18 protein-coding genes are annotated in these 22,543 nt (G+C 64.8%); 12 read left to right on the top strand and 6 right to left on the bottom strand.

The features are described from left to right. Positions 1-10: 10 nt before the first annotated feature. Entirely contained in the window at positions 11-211 is a 201-nt protein-coding gene (locus tag LNV07_RS07225; protein WP_263570509.1) for a P-loop NTPase family protein, read from the top strand. A gap of 51 nt (positions 212-262) precedes the next feature. Here the strand turns inward: LNV07_RS07225 and LNV07_RS07220 are convergent, their stop codons facing one another. Next, the gene (locus LNV07_RS07220; RefSeq protein ID WP_263570508.1) at positions 263-2,584 is read right to left on the bottom strand and encodes a putative bifunctional diguanylate cyclase/phosphodiesterase; all 2,322 of its coding nucleotides are present in this window, start codon (positions 2,582-2,584) and stop codon (positions 263-265) included. A 172-nt stretch (positions 2,585-2,756) separates the two neighbouring features. Continuing rightward, positions 2,757-4,829 (bottom strand): NADPH-dependent 2,4-dienoyl-CoA reductase, encoded by a 2,073-nt coding sequence (locus tag LNV07_RS07215; protein ID WP_263570507.1) that lies wholly within the window; start codon positions 4,827-4,829, stop codon positions 2,757-2,759. A gap of 192 nt (positions 4,830-5,021) precedes the next feature. On the opposite strand from LNV07_RS07215, the gene LNV07_RS07210 reads away from it, so the two are divergent. Both LNV07_RS07210 and LNV07_RS07205 read left to right on the top strand, forming a co-directional pair. Continuing rightward, the gene (locus LNV07_RS07210; protein ID WP_263570506.1) at positions 5,022-6,314 is read left to right on the top strand and encodes a DUF4397 domain-containing protein; all 1,293 of its coding nucleotides are present in this window, start codon (positions 5,022-5,024) and stop codon (positions 6,312-6,314) included. Positions 6,315-6,355: 41 nt separating this feature from the next. Further along, positions 6,356-7,297 (top strand): DMT family transporter, encoded by a 942-nt coding sequence (locus LNV07_RS07205; protein ID WP_263570505.1) that lies wholly within the window; start codon positions 6,356-6,358, stop codon positions 7,295-7,297. Between the two features lie 10 nt (positions 7,298-7,307). Here LNV07_RS07205 and LNV07_RS07200 read toward each other — a convergent pair whose 3' ends face one another. Then, positions 7,308-8,102, bottom strand: coding sequence for a type 2 periplasmic-binding domain-containing protein (locus LNV07_RS07200; RefSeq protein WP_263570504.1), 795 nt, complete (start codon positions 8,100-8,102; stop codon positions 7,308-7,310). A 233-nt stretch (positions 8,103-8,335) separates the two neighbouring features. Between LNV07_RS07200 and LNV07_RS07195 the strand changes: the two genes are divergently transcribed. Together LNV07_RS07195 and LNV07_RS07190 are read left to right on the top strand one after the other, a co-directional pair. Continuing rightward, positions 8,336-8,998, top strand: coding sequence for an alpha/beta hydrolase (locus tag LNV07_RS07195; RefSeq protein ID WP_263570503.1), 663 nt, complete (start codon positions 8,336-8,338; stop codon positions 8,996-8,998). Between the two features lie 234 nt (positions 8,999-9,232). Next, positions 9,233-11,212, top strand: coding sequence for a tetratricopeptide repeat protein (locus LNV07_RS07190; protein WP_263570502.1), 1,980 nt, complete (start codon positions 9,233-9,235; stop codon positions 11,210-11,212). Positions 11,213-11,240: 28 nt separating this feature from the next. On the opposite strand, the gene LNV07_RS07185 is transcribed toward LNV07_RS07190, so the two are convergent. Continuing rightward, entirely contained in the window at positions 11,241-12,962 is a 1,722-nt protein-coding gene (locus tag LNV07_RS07185; RefSeq protein WP_263570501.1) for a diguanylate cyclase domain-containing protein, read from the bottom strand. After that, entirely contained in the window at positions 12,959-14,017 is a 1,059-nt protein-coding gene (locus LNV07_RS07180; protein ID WP_263570500.1) for an ABC transporter substrate-binding protein, read from the bottom strand. Before LNV07_RS07180 ends, LNV07_RS07185 begins: the two co-directional genes overlap by 4 nt. Before the next feature lie 223 nt (positions 14,018-14,240). Between LNV07_RS07180 and LNV07_RS07175 the strand changes: the two genes are divergently transcribed. Further along, the gene (locus tag LNV07_RS07175; RefSeq protein ID WP_263570499.1) at positions 14,241-14,459 is read left to right on the top strand and encodes a hypothetical protein; all 219 of its coding nucleotides are present in this window, start codon (positions 14,241-14,243) and stop codon (positions 14,457-14,459) included. 145 nt (positions 14,460-14,604) lie between these two features. Continuing rightward, positions 14,605-16,251, top strand: coding sequence for a SulP family inorganic anion transporter (locus LNV07_RS07170; protein WP_263570498.1), 1,647 nt, complete (start codon positions 14,605-14,607; stop codon positions 16,249-16,251). On the opposite strand, the gene LNV07_RS07165 is transcribed toward LNV07_RS07170, so the two are convergent. After that, entirely contained in the window at positions 16,161-18,776 is a 2,616-nt protein-coding gene (locus LNV07_RS07165) for a cation-translocating P-type ATPase (RefSeq protein WP_263570497.1), read from the bottom strand. The two genes, LNV07_RS07170 and LNV07_RS07165, sit on opposite strands and share 91 nt — an antisense overlap. Positions 18,777-18,872: 96 nt before the next feature. Between LNV07_RS07165 and LNV07_RS07160 the strand changes: the two genes are divergently transcribed. From LNV07_RS07160 to LNV07_RS07140, 5 genes are read left to right on the top strand one after another with little or no spacing between them, the layout of a single operon-like run. Further along, positions 18,873-19,262 carry a DUF1924 domain-containing protein gene (locus LNV07_RS07160; RefSeq protein WP_263570496.1) on the top strand — a complete coding sequence of 130 codons (390 nt, stop codon included), beginning with the start codon at positions 18,873-18,875 and terminating at the stop codon, positions 19,260-19,262. A gap of 11 nt (positions 19,263-19,273) precedes the next feature. Further along, the gene (locus LNV07_RS07155) at positions 19,274-19,735 is read left to right on the top strand and encodes a diheme cytochrome c (protein WP_263570495.1); all 462 of its coding nucleotides are present in this window, start codon (positions 19,274-19,276) and stop codon (positions 19,733-19,735) included. Next, positions 19,707-20,450, top strand: coding sequence for a cytochrome b/b6 domain-containing protein (locus LNV07_RS07150; RefSeq protein WP_263570494.1), 744 nt, complete (start codon positions 19,707-19,709; stop codon positions 20,448-20,450). Before LNV07_RS07155 ends, LNV07_RS07150 begins: the two co-directional genes overlap by 29 nt. A gap of 26 nt (positions 20,451-20,476) precedes the next feature. Continuing rightward, positions 20,477-21,163: a winged helix-turn-helix domain-containing protein gene (locus LNV07_RS07145; RefSeq protein WP_263570493.1), complete on the top strand. Its 687-nt coding sequence runs from the start codon at positions 20,477-20,479 to the stop codon at positions 21,161-21,163. Beyond that, the gene (locus LNV07_RS07140) at positions 21,160-22,533 is read left to right on the top strand and encodes an ATP-binding protein (protein WP_263570492.1); all 1,374 of its coding nucleotides are present in this window, start codon (positions 21,160-21,162) and stop codon (positions 22,531-22,533) included. Before LNV07_RS07145 ends, LNV07_RS07140 begins: the two co-directional genes overlap by 4 nt. Positions 22,534-22,543: the final 10 nt, after the last annotated feature.

The raw sequence follows: 22,543 nt of genomic DNA, 5'->3' as shown, positions 1-22,543 counted from the left end.
GCAGCCGCGCGTGTTGGCCTTGGATGAGGCCAACAGTCACCTCGACGTGACCAACGAACGTGCGGTAACGGCTGCCTTGGGTCAATTGCAGCTGACGCGCCTGATCATTGCGCACCGGCCGGAGACGATCGCCGGTGCAAAACGGGTGGTGTTGGTGCAACTGGGTCAGGTTGCGGAACTGGCTCGGGTGCTGGCGCCAAGCGGAACTTGACCGTTGACGCAGCGTAGAGCCCTACTTAAACGGCAAGCCAAAGCGATGAAATCAAGCCAGCTGCAGCCGCTTCACCACCGCCAGCTTGGGCCCTACCGGCAAAACCTGTTGGATGACGGCGAAGTCCTCCGCCGGCATCGGCCGGCCGTAATGCCAACCCTGCGCCCAGTCGCAACCCTCGCGCTGCAGCCAGGCGGCCTGCTCGGCCGTCTCGACGCCCTCGGCCAATACATCCAGATGCAGGCTGCGCGCCAGCACGATGACGGTGCGGGCAATCGCGGCGACGTTGGCGTCCTGACCCAGCTCGGAGACGAAGCTGCGGTCGATCTTGAGCGTGTTGACAGGCATGCGGCGCAGATAAGACAGCGAGGAATAGCCGGTGCCGAAATCATCGATCGCCACCCGCACGCCGCGCGACTTCAAGGCGCCCAGCAGCTCGATCGCACCCTCGGCGTCTTCCAGCAGCAGGCTCTCGGTCACTTCGAGTTCCAGCGCATGGGCGGGGCAGCCGGTCTCGGCCAGGATGAAGTCCACCGTTTGAATAAAGTCGGCCTGGCGCAACTGCCGCGCCGACACATTGACCGCCACCTGTTGCGGTTTGCCCGGCACACCTTGCCAGCGTGCGGCCTGGGCACAGGCGGTCTCCAGCACCCAACGGCCGATCGGGATGATCAGGCCGGTCTCTTCGGCCAGCGGGATGAACTCCATCGGCGAGATCGGCCCGCGCGTCGGGTGGCGCCAGCGCAGCAGCGCCTCGGCACCTATCAAGGCGCCGTCCGAGAGCCGCACCTGCGGCTGATACTCCAGCCGGAACTGCGCCGCTTCATTGGCGTGGCGCAAGGCATGGGTCAGCTCAAAGCGCTGCTTGACTGCCTGCGTCAGCTCCGGCCGATAGGCTTGCACGCTGTTGCGGGCATGGGCCTTGGCGCGCACCATCGCCGCCTCGGAGTTGCGGAGCAAATCATCGACCGTCACGCCATCGGTCGGGAACAAAGCCAAGCCTATGCTGGCACCCAGATTGAAGCGCTTGCTGATGTCGATCTGGCCATCAAAAATCGGCTCGCGCATCGCATCGATCAGGCGCTCGCCCAAGCGCATCGCGGTTTCTTCGTCGACCAGGCCCGACAGCACGATAACGAACTCGTCGGCGCCGACGCGCGCGACCGAGTCGCTGGCCCGCACCACATTGACGAAACGCGCCGCAGCCTCCTTCAGCACCGCATCGCCGGCGCTGTGGCCGGCAATGTCATTGACCTCGCGGAAGCCATCCAGATCGACATAGAGCACCGCCACGCAAGTCTGGTCGCGCTGAGCGACCCCCACTTGACGCTCGATCCGGTCCCGCAGCAAAGCAAGGTTAGGCAGGCCGGTCAAGCGATCATGCAGCTTCTGATGCAGCAGTTCGGCCTCGGTCTGCTTGATGCGCGAGATGTCGGTCAGCACCGCCAGATAATGCGGCTCGCCGCCCTGTTCGGCGGCAGGCACGCTGACGATGGTCACCCACAGGGGTATGCAGCTGCCGTCTTTATGGCGGTCCACCAACTCACCGCTCCATTTGCCCTTGGCACCGACATCGGTCCACAGCTCCTTCAAGACCTCGGCACCTTGCTCACCCAGTTGCAGGTAGTGAGGCATGGTGCCCAGCAACTCGTCACATGAATAGCCGGTGATGGCGCTCAACGCCGGGTTGACATCGCGAATCAGCAAGTCGGCATCCATCATCATGATGCCTTCGCCGCAATGCTCGAACACGGTGACCGCGCGGTGCAGCTTGGTGGTCGCCTCGCGCAGCGCCGTCACATCGCGCGCCACGCCGATCTGACCCATACATTGGCCCTCGTCAAACACCCGCGCCTGAACGACGTCCAGACAAGCGCGCTCACCGCCGGGCTGGGTCACCCAGGCCAGCGTGCGTTGCGTTGAATGGTTATTGCCGGCGGCTCCGGCCAGCGCCCCACTCCACTCCGGGCGCTGCTCGATTTGATCGTCACGCTGCCCGATCAATTGCGCCTCAAGCAGGCCGGTGCAGCGCTCAAAAGCCGGGTTGCAACCCTCGTAGGCACCTTGGGCGTCCTTGAAATAGACCGGGTCGGGGATGGCGTTGAGCAAGGCTTGCAGCTTGCTGCGCTCGCGCCGAACCCGCTGCAACTCGCTGCGCCGCTGGCGCAGGCGCAAGCGCTGCGATTGCACCAGCGCCAATACCAAACCCATGGCCACGGCGCCGAGCACGCTGAAGGCGATCAGCCAGAACATCGGGTCGCGCAAATCCACGGTGGCTCCGCCGCCCGAGCCTGCGGCCCAGGCAGACGGCCAGGCACAAAGCGCCGCGAACGCGGCCATGGCCCCCATCAGGTGCTTGAAGAAAGTGCTCATCGGCTACCAAAATTTTTGCTCGGGCATCGGCCCGGCCGGCTTCTTGGGCCGACCCGCTGTGCCTTGCATTTGTAGATTTTCAAGTCCACCCTGGCTTGCCGCAACAAACCTAGGTGTCCCCTCGTTCTCGTCGTTTCGGTAGTGTCGGGTCCAGCTTGAGCCCGGCTAGGGTTTACAGCAGGCAGCCAAGCTGGGTTCCCTGCAATATTGCACGCTTGGCGTCCAATTCGCCGGCCTCCAGCGCGCCGCCGAGCAAATGCACGCTTGCTCCTGCCGCACGCAGCGGGCCTTCAAGCTCACGCAAGGGCAGCTGACCGGCGCACAAGATGATGCTGTCGCAGGCAATCAACTGCCTGTCGACATGGCCCTTGTCATAGCTGATCCACAGGCCCTCTTCGGTGATCTCTTCGTAGTTGACGCCGGCCAGCATCTCGACTTGCTTAGCTTTCAGCGCCGCGCGGTGGATCCAGCCGGTGGTCTTGCCCAGGCCGGCGCCGGGCTTGCCCGGCTTGCGCTGCAGCAAGGAGATGATTCGCGCTGCGGTGGCAGGCTCCGGCGTCACCAGGCCGGCGCGCGCAAAGCTGGGATCGCCAACGCCCCATTCGCGCCGCCAAGCGGCCGGGTCCAAGCTCAGCGAATGGCCCTGCTCGACGCCTTGCTCGGCCAGATACTCGGCCACATCAAAGCCGATACCGCCGGCGCCGACGATGGCCACCCGCGGGCCGACCGGTTTTTTATGCCGCAGCACATCGATGTAAGTCAAGACCTGACCCCGCGCCTCGCCCTCGGACTGACCCTTGATGCGCGGATCGCGCGGTGTCACGCCGGTCGCCAGCAAGACCTCGTCGAAGCCCAGCAAGGCGTCGGCCGCGACGCGCTGATTCAGATGCAGCTGCACGCCGGTGATCTCGATGCGGCGGCGGAAGTAACGCAGCGTTTCAGCGAACTCCTCTTTGCCGGGGATTTGCCGCGCCATATTGAACTGCCCGCCAATCTCGGCGGCAGCGTCGAACAGATGCACCTGATGGCCGCGCTCGGCCAGCGTGGTCGCCGCCGCCAAGCCAGCCGGCCCGGCGCCGACGACGGCGATCTTCTTGCGCGCCTGTTGGCTCTTGGCGAGCGGAATGACGCGAATCTCCTGCTCGAACGCCGCCCGCGGGTTGACCAGGCAGGTCGAAATCTTCTGCGCAAAGGTGTGATCCAGGCAGGCCTGGTTGCAGGCGATGCAGGTGTTGATTTCGTCGGCGCGGTTCTCGCGCGCCTTCTTGACGAACTCGGGGTCGGCCAGAAACGGCCGCGCCATGCTGACCATATCGGCCGAGCCATCGCTCAGCAGACCTTCGGCCACTTCAGGCGTATTGATGCGGTTGCTGGTGATCAGCGGGATCTTGATGCCTTCCAGGCGCAGCTGATCGCGCAACTTCTTGGTCACCCAGGCAAAACCGGCGCGCGGCACCGAGGTCGCAATGGTCGGGATGCGTGCCTCGTGCCAGCCGATGCCCGAGTTGATGATGGTGGCGCCCGCCTTGACGACCCCGCGCGCCAACTCCAGCACCTCGTCCCAACTGCTGCCGTTCGGGATCAGGTCCAGCATCGAGAGCCGGTAGATGATGATGAAGTCCGGCCCGACCGCCTCGCGCATACGCGTGAGGATTTCCAGCGGCAGCCGCATCCGGTTCGCATAACTGCCACCCCAGGCGTCACTGCGCTGGTTGGTGTGGGTGACCAAAAATTGGTTGATGAAGTAACCCTCGGAGCCCATCACCTCGACGCCGTCATAGCCGGCCTCGCGCGCCAGTTTGGCGCAGCGGATAAAGGCGCGAATCTGCCTTTCGATGCCGCTGGCTGAAAGCTCACGCGGCGTGAACGGCGTGATCGGTGACTTGATGCGCGAGGGTGCGACGCAAAAGGGCTGATACCCATAGCGCCCGGTATGCAGAATCTGCAAGGCGATCTTGCCGCCCTCGGCATGCACGGCCTTGGTGATGACGCTGTGCCGCTTGGCCGCGCCGCCGGTCGCCAGCGTGCCGGCAAAAGGCTTGGCCCAGCCTTCGATATTCGGCGCATAGCCGCCGGTCACGATCAGCCCGACCTCGCCGCGCGCGCGCTCGGCAAAGTACTCGGCCATGCGCTCGAAATGCTTGCGCCCATCCTCCAGCCCGGTGTGCATGCTGCCCATCAGCACCCGGTTCTTCAGGGTGGTAAAGCCCAGGTCCAAGGGTTCAAGCAGATGGGGGTAGCTCATGGGGTAACTCGGTGGCAAGGGTGCTTGATGCTAGCAGTCGGCCTCGGCCAGGCAGAGCAGGTTTGCCCTGTATTGGGGAGCTTGCCCTAAGAAAGCGCAGCAACAAGACTTCACGCGCCCGACACAAGGCCACACGCCACAGCAACATCGCTCAAGCCCAATCGCGCAGCACCTTTCAACGGAGTTCTCTTGATGCGATTCAACTTTCTTGCCCCAAAAAACTGGGGCCTTCTGACGCTTGCCTGCGCCGGCCTGCTCAGCGCCTGTGGTGGTGGCAATTCCGGTGACAGCAACGCCAACATTCGATTGCTCAATGCGACGCGCGGCTACGCCAACCTGGCCTTGAGCGTGAACGACAAGAGCATCAATACCGATGTGGCCTACGCCTCTGCTGGCGCCTATGCCAGCGTCGACACCTCGGCAACCACCAGCCAGATTCAAACCACCGGCATCGGCACCACGGTGGCCAGCCTCGCCCCGTCACTGAACAAGGGCAGCAACTACACCATGATCGCCTACGGCTGGGCCGGCGCCGTCCACACCAGCATGCTGCAAGAAGATCAGGAACTCGCGGCCAGTGGCAAGGCCAAGCTCCTGGTGATGAACCTCGCACCGGATGCCGGCACGCTGGACTTCTATCTCTCCGTGGTCGGCGACAGCCTGGACAACGAAGCCGCCGTGGCCAGCAGCATTGCAGGCGGTCTCACCAGCGGCTTCAACACCATCAACAGCGGCAGCTACCGCTTGCGCATCACCAGCGCAGGCAAGAAGGATGAAGTGCGGCTGGATATTCCGTCCCTAACCCTGGCGTCGACCGGCGTCGCCACGCTGATCGTCACGTCGAATGAGGGAGGCATGTTGGTCAACGGCATCTTGCTGCAACAAAAGGGCGAGTCCAGCAATTTCCTCAGCGCTGATGCGCGCGTGCGCGTCATCAGCTCATTCGGCGACGGCGCCCGGGTCACGGCCCAGCTCAATGGCGGCAGCTTGATGAGCAATGCCGTTGCCCCGGCCATCGGCGAATATCAAAACAGCAAGGCCGGCGCCGGCAGCTTGAGCATCCATGTGAATGGCAGCCCGATGAACTTGGCCGCCCCGAGTTTGAAGGCCGGTGGTGACTACACGCTGCTGGTCTGGGGCGACAGCGCGGCACCGCAACTGACCCTGCTGAGCGATGACAACCGCCTGGCCGCCACCGCCGGCGCGGTCAAGATGCGCCTGGTCAATGCGGTCGCCAATTTGAACGCCGGTTTGGGCCTGTCGGTGGACTACAGCGCCATCGCGTCCAATGTGCTGCCGGGCGCCAGCTCAACGCCGAGCCTGCTGTCATCCAGCGTCAGCTCGCTATTGAGCGTCAGCTCCGGCGCCAGCAGCAGCCCGGCCTATTCGATCACCGACTTGCCCTTGGTGAGCAATGGCGTTTACAGCGTCTTCATGCTGGGCGGCGCCGACAAGATGGTCGGCACGCTGCGGCGCGAACGCTAAGCAGCCGAGGGAAACGGCTGGGGTTCAGGCAAGATGCCGGCATGTCGACCCCTCATCCCGCCGCTTCCCGCCACAGCCTTGCCGTCGGCTTGGCCATCGTGATCGCCTGGGGCCTGAACTTCCCGCTGCAAAAAGCACTGCTGACGGCGATGCAGCCGGAAGGCTTTTTGTTCATGCGCTTCGCCTTGATGCCGCTGCTGGTGACGGGCCTGTTGTTGCATCGTTATGGCTTGCACTGGCCGCGCGTGTCCGGTGCCGACGCCTGGGCGCTGGCGCGCCTGGGTCTGCTCGGCCAGGGCCTGCACCTGGCCTTGAGCAGCTACGGCATTCATTTCTCGACGCCGTTTTCCAGCTCGGTCTTGCTGGCCTGCGGGCCGGTGTTCACCTTGTTGATCCTGCGCGCCTATGGTGTCGAGCGACTGCAGCGCGCCCAGCTCTTGGGTATCGCGGTGGCCGCTGCCGGTGCCTTGCTGTTCATGTCCGACAAGTTGCTGGTCGCCAATTGGCGCGCCAGCGGCGGCGACGCCGTGCTCTTGCTGGCCGCCGCGATGTTCAGTTACTACACGGTCGCTGCCAAGCCCTTGATCGAGCGCCACGGTGCCGTCTTGGTGATGTGTTACGCCAGCCTGGCCGCAACTCTGCCGGTGTTGATCTATGCCGCGCCGCAGGCAAGCCAGGTCGACTGGGCCGCCGTTTCGCCGCTGCTCTGGCTGGGTGCGGCCTGGGCAATTGTCTGCATTGGCTTTGTCACTTGGCTGGCCTGGGGCTGGGTCAACGCCCAACGCGGCGTGGCGCGCACCGCGCCCTTGATTTACCTGATGCCGCCGGTCGCCGGCCTGGCCGCCTGGGCCAGCACCGGCGAGCAGTTCACTGCGGTCAAGCTGCTCGGGGCGGCCATCACCTTGAGCGGCGTGGCCCTGGCGCAGTTTGCGCCGCTGGTTCGCATTGCGCCGGCCGCCGGCACCGTCAATGCGGATGGATGAGCACGAATAGCTATTTATTCATGGACACGCGGGCTTCGGTGCCCAGCATCAAGGCCTCTTCATCCTGGTATTTTTTGCTCTTGCGTGCGCGTTCTATCGCCGACCAAATCGACCTGACCTGCGCCTCATTGCCGGCATAGAACAGGCTGTTGAACAGCAGGTATTGATCGGCCACCTTGACCGGCGGGCCGTCTTCGACCATCACCGTGTTCAGTTCGGGTTTGGCCTTCAACAAGCGCAGAGCTTCATAGTGCTGCAAGACCGCCACTTGCAGAACACCGATCTCCAACATGCGGGTCAGATCTTCCGCGCTGCGGGCGGTTTTGACCGGGTAGCCCAACTCCTCGATATTGCGCCCGACGCTATAGCCCAGCTGCACGCCGACCGGCTGGGCACCCAGATTCTCGAAGCGCTGGTTCAGCCAGCGCACCGGGCTATCGAGCCGGCGAAACACATGAAAGCTATCGGTGTGCAGGCGCAGCTCACGGTTCAGGCTGCCGTCCGGGTTTTGCGGGTAGCTGCCCCAGCTGGCGCGTTCGCTATTGAAGCTGGCGGCAATCGCCGCGTGAATGCGGCCGGTTTGAACCTCAAGGAGGCAGCGCCGCCAAGGCAGGCGGATGTAGTCGAACTTCTGGTTCAGATCTTTTTCGACCAAGGCCAACTCGAACAGCACCAGCCCCTTGTCGTCACCGGTGATCCAGGGGTAGACCGAGCTGTCCTCGAAACACAGCTTGATCGGGCCATCAATGGCTGCGACAGACCCGAGCCAGAGACTCAACAGCGCAGCAAGCATGACTCGAAACATGGACAGCCCTCTTGGCAAACCACCAAAGCCATGGACGGCTCCGACTGGGGGCGAATGCTCACATATTTACTCGCATCAGACAAGCAGAGAGTACCCGGCAAGCCGCAAAAATGCCGCCTCCCGCCACTCGGGCTGCCAGGAGGCTGTCGGACTTGGGATCCGGCGCTCTCCTCCGCTACCATCTCGGCCAAGCGTCCTTAGCCCAATTCAAATCCAAGCCCCAAACCGCCACCATGACTCTCCAAACCATTGAACTCTGCCCTGCCGACGCTGCCAAGGCCAGCCTGATCGTCTTGCACGGCCTGGGGGCCGACGGCGCCGACTTCATCCCCATGTGCGACGCCTTGGACCTCGCCGAGGTCGGCGCGGTGCGCTTTGTGTTGCCGCGTGCGACCGAACGGCCCATCACCTTGAACAATGGCTACCGCATGCGCGCCTGGTACGACCTCTACGGCATGGAGTTGCAGCGTCGCGAGGACGAAGCGGGCCTGCGCGAATCGGTGCGCGAGGTCCACGCCTTGATCGACCGCGAACGCGAGCGCGGCGTGCCGGCCCACCGCATCGTGCTGGCCGGCTTCTCGCAAGGCTGCGCGATGACGCTGCTGGCCGGCCTGCGCTACCCCGAGCGCTTGGGGGGCTTGGTCGCCATGTCCGGCTACCTGCCCTTGGCCGCCCAAACAGCGGCCGAGCGCCATGACGCCAATGCGTTGGTGCCGATTTTCATGGCGCATGGCCGCAAGGATGCGATGGTCACCATGGACCGCGGCATCGCCGCACGCGATGCGCTGGCGGCGCTGGGCTACAACATCGCCTGGCATGACTACCCGATGGAGCACTCGATGTGCATGGAAGAAGTGACCGAGCTGAACCGCTGGCTGCTGAAGGTCTGGGTCTGAATAGTGCATCGGCGATCGAGTTTGACGGTGTCCGCGTTTTCCGCCGTGCGTCAGGCGATGAGCTTCAGCGGTGCGGGCGTCAGACGAGGCAAGTTTTCTTCCAACGACCGCCCTCGCCGGCTTTGTGTTAATTTTCTGTTTAGCAATTTATAGCGGTTTCTCGAAGTGGACCCGCTGACCCATGAACCGGGCGGTCTTGATCTTGTCCCGTAACCGAATTTCGAGGTGGCTTCGATGGCATGCGCAAATGAGCTTGTTCTGTTTCCACTCGAACGCGAGGTGCTGGCGGCCAGCCAACTTCTGACCGAGCGCTCGGATTGGAATTCCCGCCTCTATGTCGCCTGGGGTTTGCGCCAACTGAACAGCCCGGGCGCACTCGCACTGGCCACCGCTTTGCAGCAGGAGTTGGAGCGGGAAGTGGAGCAGGTTGCTTTCGTAGACCCGGCAGCCCTGGCGTCGATGCGCGGGCGGCTGCATCTGGTGCGGGGTGAAGTGGCGATGCTGATGATGCGCCTGGACGAGGCGCAACAGTCTCTGGCCAGCGCCCGCAGCGAGTTTGAGGCCCACCCGAACCCGACCGGTCAGGCTGATTTGTCCTGGTTGCAGTCCTGCGTCCATTTCGATCGCGGTGAGGTCGACGCACAGCGCGACGCAATGCAAAGCGCGGTGGATTGGGCCGACCAGGCGCTGGACGCCGAGCGCCAGCTTTTTTACCGCGCCGCGCTGGCCCGCTCCGACTTGTTCCGTGACTTCGAGTTGGCAAGCGCCACTTGGTCGGAGCAGCTGCCGCAAAGTGCCGAGGGTTTGACCGCCCAGTCCACCGCAGCCGTGGCCGATTACCGCGCGCTCGAAAATGGCTTGGCCTCCAACTATGTGGAAGCCGCCCGCTGGCTTGACCTGTCCTTTGAAGCGAGCCTGGAATCCGGGCAGACCCGCCGCGCCATCAACGTGGCCTCCAATCAGGGCTACACCTATACCAATATCTCGGACTTCGAGGCGGCGCTGGCCTGGTTGAAAAAGGGCCTGGCCCTGGCTCGCAAGGTGCGCTGGCCTGGCGCCATCGGCCTCTGCCTGGCCCAAACCGGCGAAGCGCTACGGCGTGTGGGTCAGACCGAATCCGCCCGCGATCTCCTGCGCGAATGCCTGCAGACCTTGTCTCAGCATCCCCAAAATCGCACGGTCATGATGGCGCTGAACTATCTAGGCCAGACCGAGCTGGACGAGGGCCATTACGACGTGGCGCTGAAACATTTCGAGCAACTGGGCGAGCGCGAGCGCCAATCGCATGCCTCGGACATGCTCAGCGATGTGGTGCTGGGCCGGGCCCGCGCGCTGATGCATTTGAATCGCCTGGATGAAGCGCGCATGGTGGCGCTGGACGCCGCCAAGGTGGCTGCCTCGCAACAGCAAAAAGTCACCCTGGTGGAGTTGCGGCAGGTTTTGGCCGAGATCGAACGGCGCAGCGGCGCAGCGCCCGAGGTGGTGCTCAATTGGCTGAATCTGGCGCTCGAGCAGGCGCAAGCATTGGAAGGCTTCCAGGCGCCGGCAAGTTTGCTGGACGCAGCCGCCGAAGCACTGAGCCATGCCGATCGACCGCAGGAGGCCTACGCCATGGCCCGGCGTGCGGCGGTGGCGCGCCAAGCGAGTTGGAGTACCGCCTCCAAGCATGGCCGCCAGCAGGTGGAGATGGCGCGCAACGAGCGTCAACATGCCAGGGCTTTGGCCCACGCCAAAGAGACTCGGCTCAACAAGCTACAGGGCGCCCATGAAGACCTGCAGCAATTGGTGGTCCTGAGTCGCGAACTCTGGCGGCAACGCAGCCCCGGCATGATCTTCAACGCGCTGGGCCGTGCCTTGCGCTCGGTGCTGGGCATCGAACTCTTGGCCGTTTACCGCCGCGACCCCAGCGACCAGACCTTGCTGCTGGGCGAGTCATCCAAAGGGGAGCATGAGGGCCTGGGCCTGAGCATTGCGCTCAACGACCCGCATAGCCCCTGCGCAGCTTGCAGTCGCGACTGGGGCGAGCGGCAGTTGCCGCTGGCAAGCGGTGCGACGCGGCTTTTCGCCCCGATGGTGGGCGACGATGACAGCCCCGGCGTGCTGGTGCTCGAGTTGCCCGCCGGCCAGGTCTGGGCGACACGCGAGCAGGGCCTCTTGCGTCACCTGAGTACCGACGCAGCACTGGCCTTCAAGCGGGCGGCGGCCGGAGCCTGAGGTCTGCGGGCAAGACTTGACCCTGCAGTCACTCCTTCGCCGATGAGTAGAACCTCACCCCGCCCTGCCCGACCGCCTTGGCCGCATACATCGCCTGATCGGCCTTGGCCATGATCTCGGCGCGGGTCTGGCCGTCTTGCGGGTAGCGGCCGATGCCGATGCTGGCGCCGAGCGCCAGTTCATGCCCCTGGTAGGCGATCGGCGCGGTCAGGCCACTCAAGAGCTTCTCGGCAATCGCTGCCACATGGTCCATGCTGGTCTGCGCCTCCAGCAGCACCACAAATTCGTCGCCGCCCAGACGTGCCACGGTGTCGACCTCGCGCATCATGCCCAGCAAGCGCTCGGCAATGATCTTCAAAACCGCGTCACCGGCGTCATGGCCATAACGATCATTCAGCACCTTGAATCGATCCAGATCGATGAACAGCACACAGACCCCGCCACCATGCCGCCGCGCGGCGGCAATGAAGCCGTCCAGGCGCACTTCCAATAGGCGTCGATTCGGCAAACCGGTCAACATATCGTGCTGAGCCAAATGCTCCAAGGCTTCTTGCTTGCGCAGCAGATCGGCCATTTGCTCGCTGATCTGGCCTTGCATCCACGCGAAGCTGCGCGCCAGGCTGCCGAGTTCATCCTTGCGCGCCAGCGGCAAGGGCCCGGGTGGCAGGCCTTCTGCAAAGCGCTGCGCGGCGGCGCTGACGGCATTGATAGGACGCGTGATCGCGCGCGCCAAGCCCGCCGCCAACAGCAAACAAAGCAGGCACAGCAAAGACACGATCTGCAGCAACTCACTGGCCAATGGCTGGCTGCGGCTCAAGACCTCGGCGAGCGGCTGTGCCAGCCCCAGCACCAGACGACTCTCGTTCGAATGGACCTTGATGGTCTGGCCAATGAAGGCCGCCACCATCGGCGCCATCGCATAGTCGTTTTCACTCGTCTCAAAGACCGCTGCATCGAACCTGCCGCTGACGATATCGGCCACTTGCGCCATTTCGTCTTGCATCAGCACGCGCCGACCTCGGTCGAAGCCAAAGGTTCTGGCGCTGTCCGGATGGATCAGGATGTCTCCTTCGCCATTGGCCAAGAAGAGCTTGAAGCCGGCCGGCAGATCGGCTTGCAGCAGCGCAAACATGCCGTTCAAATCGACGTTGACGACAATCAGCCCCGCCGCCGCATCGCCACCCTGGGACCTGACCGGCATCGCCAGTTGCAAGGTCGGTTGATCTTGGCCGGTGTTGGCGCCACGCTCGTGGTTGATGCTGATGCGCGAGAGATAAGTCTCCCCGGCGGCCAGCTTCAGCGTGTCCGCCACGTAGTCGAAATGGCCCTTCTCCTGCAAGTCTTCGCCGCTGACGCGAATCAAACCCGCTAACTGCCTATCGACCCGCACTCGCTCCAGTCCATGCGCGCTGGCCGATATCAGGCGGAGCTGGAAATAGGACGGATTCGCCAGCATCAATTGTTTGAACAGGGTTGCCATCTGTTCGGCCGGCGCCTCCGCATCCGGCTCTTGCAGGGCCCGCAGCACCGCCGGGTGTGTTGCCAGCATCAGCAAATTGCGGCTGACCTCCTCGCGGTTGAGCGTGATGCGCCGCGCCAACACCCGGGTCGAGGTCAGCAGCTCCTGTTTGGCCGATTTGAGCAAGATCTCGCGGCTGGCCGCATAGGCATAGAAGCCGCTCAGCCCGGCCGCCAACACGCCGACCAAGGCCAACAAGACTCCGAGCTTGAAGGCGATGCCGTACTTCATGTCGCCAACACCTTGGACGCTCGATCCCCCGAAATGATGCGCCCCCACAGCAGGTTGCGGCGCTCCTCGCTCTCGACGGCTTGCAACCACAGCAGCTTGTCATCGGCACGGTAGTCGGCGGAGGCCTGCGTCGTATTGCCCAAGCCCTGCCGACTGGTCAGCAAATGGCTGGCGGGCTGCTCGAGCAAATGGTTGATCCAGGCATGGGCCAGCTTGGTGTTTTGCTGCGCGGCACTGCTGACGACCCAGCAATCCAGCCAGGCCAAGGCACCTTCCGAGGGGATGACGTAATCCGCGTCGACCCCGGCGGACTTCAGCAACAGCAGCTGCTGACGGCCAAAGTTGGCAAACATCAGCACCGCTTGACGGCGCTTGAACAGCGCCACCGATTCTTCCGGCCGGGTATAGAAGCCGGCCACATTGCGACGCAGCGCGATCAAGCGATCTACCGCCGGAGCCCAATCGCTCTCGGCCAGCTTGAACGGCGTCGGCAGCCGCAAAACCTGTGCCGCGAGCGAGAAGTTATGCGTGCCGCCGTCATAGGCGATGACGCGGCCGCGCAAATGAGGGTCCCACAAGGCGGTGACGGAATCGGGCGGGCGCTGCATTTGCCGACGGTCGTAGATCAGGCCCATTTCGGCAAATGCAAAAGGCACGCCCAAGGTCTGTGCGCCCACACCGACGCCCGGAATAGCCGCAGACCGGCGAAAACGCGGCAGTTGCTGGGCCAAGTTCGGGATCAAGCCTGCCTCGATATTGGCGACCAGGCCTTGTTCGACATAGCGCGTCAATTCGGCGGTATTGACGGCAAATACGTCGAAGTCCGCGCCTCGTTTGGCGTTCATCTTTTGCCACAGATCGAGGTCCGAGTCGATCAGCGTCAACTCGACGCTGGCGCCGCTGCTTTGCTCAAAGCTCTTGATCACCTCGGGCTCCGCATATCCCGGCCAAGCCAACACGCGCAGGCGCGGCTTGCCTTGCGCTGCGGCGTGGGGCCGCCCGGACAGCACGCCCAAGCTCATGCCCAGAATCAATTTGCGTCGCTGCTCGCGCATATCACATCGTCTCACTACCTCAAGCCCAGAGTGTGCCGTACCGGGGCACTTTGGGCCCGCATGCCGGTATTTTTAGCACACCAATATGGCATTGGCTTCGCAACGACGGCCAGCACGCGCACCTTGCTCGGCGCTCGGTCCGGCCCCACAATCGAAGCCGGGTCGGGCAAGGCGCTTCGGTTCGCCAGCTCGCCAATTGATGCATGCCGTACAGGAGTAGCACATGAGCAACCGCATTTCGCCTTCGCCTCAAGCCGCCCAGCAGCAACGCCAGACCCAGGCAAATAACAATGCTGCTGCGGCATCCAATGCTGCCGCACAAAAAGCCAACTCGGCCCGCCAGGCTCAGGCCAAGCAAGCGCAAGCCCCAAAGCCGGAGCCCGCACCCAAGCCCTCTCCACCCTCTGCGACCGCGGGCAACAAGCTCAATGTTGTGGCCTAGGGTTTGAGGTTGGCGCTCCGGCAGGGGCAATAATTGCCGGCATGATCAGCCAGCTAAACGCCCCCCGAAAACTGCCCGCCGACTACTCGTTCTCAGCGCGGCCAAACAAGCGCCAAGCAAGCATTTGTTCCGGCGGGATTCGCAAGTGAGTGAGCCCGGGCTTGCCTCGGTCTGGCGCCCTGACGTCTTGGCCGGGCTGGCCATGTCGGGCTTGCTACTGCCCGAGGCGGTGGCCTACGCAGGTATCGCGGGCCTGCCGCCACATGCCGGCCTGATCGGCCTGCTGTTCGGCTTGACGATCTATGGCCTGATTGGCAGCTCCCGTTTTGCCGTGGTCGCTGCCACCTCTTCTTCGGCGGCGGTATTGGGCGCCGCGACCTTGTCACTGGCTGCCGGGCAGGCCGGACACCGTTTGGCCTTGGCATCGGGTCTGGTCATCTTGACCGGCATCGCCTTCATCGTGGCTGGGCTGGCCCGGTTCGGCTCGGTCTCCAATTTCATCTCCAAGCCGGTGCTACGCGGCTTCGCTTTCGGCCTGGGGCTAAGTATCGTTCTGCGGCAGTTGGCCAAGATTGCTGGCATCCACCCCCCAACAACAGACATGTTGAGCTTTGCCTGGCATTTGCTCGAACAGCTAGCGCAATGGAACCCCTGGGGCCTGGGCCTAGGCCTGAGCAGTTTGATCGTGCTTCGCTGGGCTGAACGGGCGCGCCAATGGCCGGTCGCCTTGGCCTTGATTGCCGCAAGCATCGCTGTGAGTCAATTTTTCGAGCTCGGCGCCAAGGGGGTTGAACTGGTGGGCAGCATCAAGCTCGCCTCCATCACGCCTGGCTTGCCGAGCTTGGCCCAAAGTGACTGGCTCAAGCTGGGTGAATTGGCGTTTGCGGTGGTGCTGCTGCTGTTTGCCGAGAGCTACGGGGCCATCCGCAGCTTGGCACTCAAGCATGGTGACACGGTGGCGCCCAACCGCGACCTGTTCGCGCTCGGCGCGGCCAATCTGGCCTCGGGTTTGTTCGGCGGCACCCCGGTCGGGGCCGGCTACTCCGCCAGTTCGGCCAATGAAGCGGCCGGCGCGCAAAGCCGTCGTTCGGCCTGGGTTGCCGCCGTCTGCATCGTGTTGATGATGGCCTTCGCCCTGCCCTGGGTCGAGCTGACGCCGGAACCGGTCTTGGCCGCGGTCGTCATCAACGCGCTCTGGCATGCGTTGTCGCTCGACGCGTTTCGCCCCTATTTCCGCTGGCGAAGAGATCGGCTGGTGGTCATCGGCGCGGCCGCAGCGGTGGTCTTGCTGGGTGTCCTGTATGGCCTGCTGGCGGGCATCGGCGTCAGTCTGCTGATGACCTTGCGTGATCTGTCGATGCCGCGCGTTAGCGAGCTCGGCCGTCAGCGCGAAGGCCACGACTTTCTGAGCCTCGCTGCCCACACGGACGCCCGCCTGACGCCGGGCATCTTGGTGCTCAGACCCGAAGCGCCGCTGTATTTTGGCAATGTCGATGCGATGTTGGCCGATGTGATGGCGCGTCTGCAGAAGTCAGAACAAACCGCGCTGGTGCTGAGCCTGGAAGAGTCACCCGATCTCGACGGTACTTGCATCGAGGTTTTGCAAGGCTTCGTGAACGAGCTGCGTTCGCGCGGTATCGCCTTGGTGCTGGCAAGGCTGAAAGACAATGCGCTGGCCGTGCTGAGCATGACCGATGGTTTTCACGCCGATGAACTGGACGGCGGCAGCGTCAGCGATGCGGTGTCTCGCTTGCTGGCAAGACCGGCGGTGGCGGCACCCATGACGAGTTGACGAAACAAGCGCTTCAGTGCTTCCAGCATGAGCAAGACCACGGAACCCAGCGCCAGCGACGCGGCCAACAAGCCGGTCGGCGGCAACTCGAATCCGAACACCTCCCGCAGCGGAGCCAAGCCAAGTGCCAGCGCCAACAGCAGCGCCGTCGCCGCCAACATCCAACCGAGCATGCGGTTAGGCCGCAGCCAGGCCGCGAGCAGCGGGCCGCTGAAGCTGCGGTTGGCCAGAATCAAGGCTATGTCGCAAGCCACCAAGGCGACAAAGGCCAGCGCACGCGCTTGTTCGGGCGCCAGGCCATAAGCCAGCAAGCCGGCAAACCAGCCGCCCACCGCGACCAGAATCAGGCCGCCTTGCAACAAGCTCCAGCCGAGCAGGCCGCTTGAGAACAAAGGTGCGGCCGGGTCGCGCGGCGGGCGCGCCATCACATCGGCCTCCTCCGGCTCGGCCTCGAACACGACCGAGCAGACCGGGTCGATCAACAACTCCAGAAAGGCAATGTGTACCGGCGACAGGATCAGCGGCCAGCCCAAGAGCAGCGGCAATAAAGACAGACCGGCGATCGGCACATGGACGGCCAGCACAAAAGCCATCGCCTTGCGCAGATTGTCAAAAATGCGCCGGCCCAGGCGCACCGCCTGCACGATGGCCGCAAAGTTATCGTCCAGCAAGACCAGGCTGGACGCCTCGCGCGCCACATCGGTGCCGCGCCCACCCATCGCGATGCCGATATGCGCGGCCTTCAGCGAGGGTGCGTCGTTGACGCCGTCGCCGGTCATCGCCACGATCTCACCCTGCGCTTTCAAGGCCTCGACCAGCGCCAGCTTCTGCGCCGGCTTGATGCGGGCGAACACATGCTGCGTGCGCAGCTGACGGTCCAATTCAGCGGCATTGATCAATGCCATCGCGCTGCCGGTCAGCGCCGCCTCGCTGTCGGCCAGACCGGCCTGCGCGGCGATGGCGATCGCGGTGGCGGGGTGATCGCCGGTCACCATCAAGACCCGCAGCCCGGCGGCCCGGCATTCGGCAATCGCCGCCGGCACCTCCGGCCGCAGCGGGTCGGCAAAGGCGCACAGGCCTAGCAGTTCGAACTCGAAACCTGCCGGATCGGCCGGCCATGGCTCGCCCGCCCCTTTATCCCATTTGGCCCGCGCGACCGCCAACACCCGCAGCCCGCGCGCCGCCATCGCCTCAGTCCGCTGCGTCAGCGCCAAGGCCTGCGCCGCCGGCAAACGGCACAAGGCCAGCACCGCCTCGACCGCCCCCTTGATCGCCACCACTTGTTCGGCGCCGTCCGCCTGCCACACATGGGTCATCGCCGGCAGCGTCGGGCTGAGCGCATATTCGTGCAGCAGGGTCCAGCCCGGATGCCGCGCGCTGGCCGGCAAATGCGCCTGCCCCAACTCGACCAAGGCCCGCTCCATCGGGTCAAACGGATCTCGCTCGCTGGCCAGCACGGCAAACTCCAGCAAGGCATGGAACTGCGGGGGCAAGGTCTGAGCCTCGGCCGGCCAAAGTTCCACGCCGGCGCCGCTGGCGATACACAACTCGGCCACCGCCATCTTGTTGACGGTCAGCGTGCCGGTCTTGTCGGTGCAGAGTACCGTCGCCGAGCCCAGGGTCTCTATCGTCGCCGAGCGCCGACTCAGCACCCGCTGAGTCGACAGCCGCCACGCGCCCATCGCCATGAAGACCGTCAGAATCAGCAAGAACTCCTGCGGCAGCATCGACATCGCCAGCGTGATGCCGGCCAGCAAGCCGGCCAGCCAATCACCCCGCAGCAGGCCATAGATCAGCACCAAGGCCGCGCTCAGGCTCAGGCCCAAGACCGAAAAGACGCGCACCAACCGGCGGGTTTGCCGGTGCAAAGGCGTAGCCGGCGCGGCTATCTCGGCCAGCGATTTGCCGATGCGGCCGATTTCGCTGCGCGGCCCGGTCGCCGTGACCCGCGCGCGACCTTGGCCGCCGACCACCAGCGAGCCGGCAAAGACGCGGTGCGGCTCGGCCGCGCTTTCGCCGGCCACCCAGGGCCGCTTGGCCACCGGCAAGGACTCGCCGCTGAGCAGTGACTCATCGCATTGCAGATCATTGGCCTGCAGCAGCAGCGCATCGGCGGCGACACGGTCGCCCTCGGTCAGCATCAACAGATCGCCGCGCACCACCTCGCGGCCGGCGATCCGCTCGGGCTCGCCGTCACGTATCACCAAGGCGCGCGGGCTGGTCAGATCGCGCAGCGCCTCCAGCACGCGCTCGGTGCGCTGCTCCTGGCTGACGCTGATGATCACCGTCAGCAGCACAAAGCCCAGCAACATCAAGGCCTCACCCCTATCGCCCAAGAGCAGATAGATGGCACCGGCGGCCAGCAACAGCTGCAGCATCGGCTCGCGCACCAGGTCGGCCAGGATATGCCAGATGGTGCGCCTGCGCGGCGGGCTGAGCTCGTTGGGGCCGTCCTCGTTCAGGCGCTTGGCGGCTTGGGCTTGGCTCAGGCCCTTGTCGGGGTCGCGGGCATCGTCGTGATTCATGCAAATGATTGTCGGCTTGCTCCAGATCAAGGCGCTGATGTAGCGCAAAGCCGCGTCTTAAGAATGCCCTAAGACAGGCCCGGCAGGATGCCGTTCATGCACAAACATCTTCAAATCCTGAGCTTGCTGCTCTGCTTCTCCGCCGCGGCCGCCACTGCCGCACCCGGCGATTTGTTGGCCGGCTATAGCGCCTTGGCCGGCCGATCCGCAGACGCCGCCCAAGGCCAGCGCCTGTTCACCAGCAGCCAGGGCGGTGAATGGAGTTGTGCCTCATGCCACCAGGCGCTGCCGACGGTGGCCGGCCGGCATGCCAGCACCGGCAAGCGCATCGATGCCTTGGCGCCGGCCTTCAACCCGCAACGCTTCAGCGACCCGGCCAAGGTCGAAAAATGGTTCAGGCGTAACTGCAAGGATGTGCTGAGCCGCGAATGCACTGCGGCCGAGAAGGCCGATCTGCTGGCCTGGCTGATTTCACTCAAACCCTGAAGGCACAGCTTATGAAAACCCTGCTTCTTTTTGGCTTGGGCCTGAGCCTGTTTGCGGCCCAGGCCGATGATGGTCACGCCCTGCGCGGCGTGCCCCTGCTGCCCAAATACCAACAGGAATGCGCGGCCTGCCATCTGGCCTATCCGCCGGGCATGTTGCCGGTGGCCTCTTGGCAGCGCCTGATGGCAAACCTGCCCAAGCATTTCGCCTCCGATGCCTCGCTGGATAGCGCCAGCGTGGCCGAACTGAACCGCTGGCTGGTGGCCAATGCCGGCACTTACAAACGCGTGGGCAATGAGCCGCCACCGGCCGATCGCATCAGCCGCTCCACCTGGTTTATCCGCAAGCACGACGAGGTCGCCGCCGCCACCTGGCAGCGCGCCGGCATCAAGAGCGCCGCCAACTGCGCCGCCTGTCACCCCCAAGCCGAACAAGGAGATTTCAATGAACACCGCGTCCGCATCCCCAAATGACTTGCCACAAGAGACGCCTGGCCTGGCCCCCAGCCGCCGCGTCATCGATGCGCCGACGCGGGCGTTGCATTGGTTGCTGGCCTTCAGTTTCAGCGGTGCCTATCTGAGCGCCGAGAGCGAGCGCTGGCATCTCGTCCACATCACGCTGGGCTACACGGTGCTGGGCCTGGTGCTGGCCCGGCTGGTCTGGGGCTTGGTGGGCCCCAAGCGCGTCGGCCTGGCGGCCTGGCTCGGCAAGCTGCGCGGCCTGCCGCAACAACTGCGGGCCTGGCCACAAGGGCGGGGCAATCTGCTGGCCAGCTATCAGGGACTGAACACCTTGGTGGTGGTGGCCCTGCTATTGGCCGCCTTGAGCGCCGCGCTGACGGGTCTGGGGCTGGAGCAGGAATGGTTCGGCAACCGTTTCGAAGACCTGCTGGAGGGCTTGCATGAACTGCTTGGCAACGCCACCTTGATGGTGGTGCTGGCCCACCTGGCCTTGATTGCCGGGGTCAGCCTGCTGCGCCGCCACAAGCACTTCATGCCTATGCTGAGCGGCCGCATGCCGGGCAAGGGGCCCGATCTGGTCAAACAGAATATGAGTCCGCTGGCGCTGCTGCTGGTGACGGCGGTGTTGGGCTTCTGGGGGTGGCAATGGCAGGATGCTCCGTCCAAGCTGACCGAGCGCCCGGCGATCGGCGCAGGCCATCACGAGACTCAGGATGATGAGGACTGAGCGCGCGCAGGCTCAATAATCAGCCCATGCGAATCCTGCTTGCCGAAGATGATGCCTTGCTGGGCGATGGCCTGCGTGCCGGCCTGCGCCAGCAGGGCTTTGTGGTCGACTGGGTGCGTGACGGCCTGGCCGCCGAGCGCGAGTTGCGCGCTGAAGCCGCACCCGGATCGCAGTGCTACGCCGCCGCCGTGCTCGACCTGGGCCTGCCGCTGAAAGATGGCCTGGACCTGCTGGCCGGCCTGCGCCGGGATGGGATCACGCTGCCGGTGCTGGTGCTGACCGCCCGCGACGCGGTGCCCGATCGCATTCGCGGACTCGACCTGGGTGCCGACGACTATGTGATCAAGCCGGTCGATCTGTTCGAGCTGGGCGCCCGCCTGCGCGCGCTGGTGCGTCGCTCGGCGGGTCAGCCGCAGGAGTTGCTGCGCGCGCAGGATGTGCTGCTCGACCCGGCCGCCCGCACGGTGCTGCGCGGTGGCGCTGCGGTGAGCTTGTCGACGCGCGAATTCGATCTGCTGCAGGCCATGATGCTGGGCGCCGGCCGCGTGCTGTCGCGTGAGCAGTTGGAGCAGCAGCTCTATAGCTGGGGCCAGGAGGTCGACAGCAATGCGGTCGAGGTCCATATCCACCATCTGCGCCGCAAGCTCGGGGCCGATTTGATACAGACCGTGCGCGGTGTCGGTTATGTGCTGCTGCGCGAGGCCGCCCCATGAAGCTGCGGCAGCCCGCTTCTTTGCAAGGCCGGTTGGTGGCGCTGGTGCTGAGCCTGGTGCTGCTGATCTGGCTGGGTCTGAGCGCCGCGGTGTGGGTGGACGCACGCCATGAACTGGATGAGTTGCTGGATGGTCATCTGGCACAGGCCGCTGCGCTGTTGGTGGCCCAGCAGCAGGGCGAGGGCCAGCATGATGAGCAAGCGATCGACGCGCCGACCCTGCACCGTTATGCCAACAAGGTCGCCTTCCAGGTCTTTCACGAGGGGCAGTTGCAGCAGCGCTCGGCCAATGCGCCGGCCCTGCCGATGATTGCATTTGATGAGGGCTTTCGCCAGGGTTTGCGCAGCACCATGATCGAAGGCAAGCGCTGGCGCGTCTTTGCCGCCTTCGGGGCCGAACGCGATGTGCAGGTCTATGTGGGCGAACAGGTCGAATCGCGCCTATCGATTCTGTGGGCGGTACTGCGCGCCGTCTTGTGGCCCTTGATCTTGGCGCTGCCCTTGCTGGCCCTGGTGGTCTGGTGGGCGGTCTGGCGCGGCACGATGCCGCTGCGCGAGCTGGGTCGGCAGTTGGCGGATCGCTCCGCGCTTGATCTGGCGGTGCTGAATTTGACCGATGCGCCGAGCGAGATGGCGCCGATGTTGACGGCGATGAATGGCCTGTTCGAGCGCATCGGCGCGATGATGCAAGCCGAGCGGCGCTTCACCGCCGACGCCGCGCATGAGCTGCGCACGCCCATCGCCGCCATCCGCACGCAGGCCCAAGTCGCGCTGGCCGAGCCCGATGCCGAGTTGCGCCGCCATGCGCTGCAAGCGACCCTGCTCGGCTGCGAGCGTGCCAGCCGCCTGGTCGATCAACTGCTGACGCTGGCGAGGCTGGAGGGCGGCGAGCGGCCGGCCTGCCTGCCGCTCGATTTGAGCGCATGGCTGCGCCAGCTGCTCGCCGAGCTGGCGCCGGCCGCCTTGCAACGCCGGCAAGACCTGTCGCTCGAAATACTGGCTGAGCCGGCGCCCGAGATCGTCGCCAATGAGCCTTTGCTGCGCGCGATGCTGCGCAATTTGATCGACAACGCGCTGCGCTACAGCCCGGTCGGCGCGCGCATCGAAGTGACGCTGCAGGCTCAGGCCGACCGGGTGCTGCTGCAAGTGGCCGACAGCGGCCCCGGCCTGACGGACGCCGAACTGCAGCGCCTGGGTGAGCGCTTTTACCGGGTGCTGGGCAGCGAGGCCAGCGGCAGCGGCCTGGGCTGGTCTATCCTGCGGCGCATCGCCGAGCTGCACGGCGCAACGCTGCAGGCCAGGCGCAGCGAACGGCTTGGCGGCCTGGAGGTGCGGGTCGGCTTCCCCGCCCGCCCGCAACAAAGCGCTTGAAGACGCGGCA

Source organism: Roseateles oligotrophus (genome assembly GCF_025717515.1).
GTDB lineage: Bacteria > Pseudomonadota > Gammaproteobacteria > Burkholderiales > Burkholderiaceae_C > Paucibacter_A > Paucibacter_A oligotrophus.
Note: the sequence above shows the minus strand (reverse complement) of the source record. Positions and strands in the feature narration are given on the sequence as shown.

Bases quoted from the DNA above. Each gene is read 5' to 3' on its own strand.
- LNV07_RS07210 (WP_263570506.1), top strand. From the start codon at position 5,022: ATGCGATTCAACTTTCTTGCCCCAAAAAACTGGGGCCTTCTGACGCTT.
- LNV07_RS07165 (WP_263570497.1), bottom strand. From the start codon at position 18,776: ATGAATCACGACGATGCCCGCGACCCCGACAAGGGCCTGAGCCAAGCC.
- LNV07_RS07150 (WP_263570494.1), top strand. From the start codon at position 19,707: ATGAACACCGCGTCCGCATCCCCAAATGACTTGCCACAAGAGACGCCT.
- LNV07_RS07140 (WP_263570492.1), top strand. From the start codon at position 21,160: ATGAAGCTGCGGCAGCCCGCTTCTTTGCAAGGCCGGTTGGTGGCGCTG.
- LNV07_RS07145 (WP_263570493.1), top strand. From the start codon at position 20,477: ATGCGAATCCTGCTTGCCGAAGATGATGCCTTGCTGGGCGATGGCCTG.
- LNV07_RS07185 (WP_263570501.1), bottom strand. From the start codon at position 12,962: ATGAAGTACGGCATCGCCTTCAAGCTCGGAGTCTTGTTGGCCTTGGTC.
- LNV07_RS07180 (WP_263570500.1), bottom strand. From the start codon at position 14,017: ATGCGCGAGCAGCGACGCAAATTGATTCTGGGCATGAGCTTGGGCGTG.
- LNV07_RS07215 (WP_263570507.1), bottom strand. From the start codon at position 4,829: ATGAGCTACCCCCATCTGCTTGAACCCTTGGACCTGGGCTTTACCACC.
- LNV07_RS07175 (WP_263570499.1), top strand. From the start codon at position 14,241: ATGAGCAACCGCATTTCGCCTTCGCCTCAAGCCGCCCAGCAGCAACGC.
- LNV07_RS07155 (WP_263570495.1), top strand. From the start codon at position 19,274: ATGAAAACCCTGCTTCTTTTTGGCTTGGGCCTGAGCCTGTTTGCGGCC.
- LNV07_RS07190 (WP_263570502.1), top strand. From the start codon at position 9,233: ATGGCATGCGCAAATGAGCTTGTTCTGTTTCCACTCGAACGCGAGGTG.
- LNV07_RS07160 (WP_263570496.1), top strand. From the start codon at position 18,873: ATGCACAAACATCTTCAAATCCTGAGCTTGCTGCTCTGCTTCTCCGCC.
- LNV07_RS07195 (WP_263570503.1), top strand. From the start codon at position 8,336: ATGACTCTCCAAACCATTGAACTCTGCCCTGCCGACGCTGCCAAGGCC.
- LNV07_RS07205 (WP_263570505.1), top strand. From the start codon at position 6,356: ATGTCGACCCCTCATCCCGCCGCTTCCCGCCACAGCCTTGCCGTCGGC.
- LNV07_RS07200 (WP_263570504.1), bottom strand. From the start codon at position 8,102: ATGTTTCGAGTCATGCTTGCTGCGCTGTTGAGTCTCTGGCTCGGGTCT.
- LNV07_RS07220 (WP_263570508.1), bottom strand. From the start codon at position 2,584: ATGAGCACTTTCTTCAAGCACCTGATGGGGGCCATGGCCGCGTTCGCG.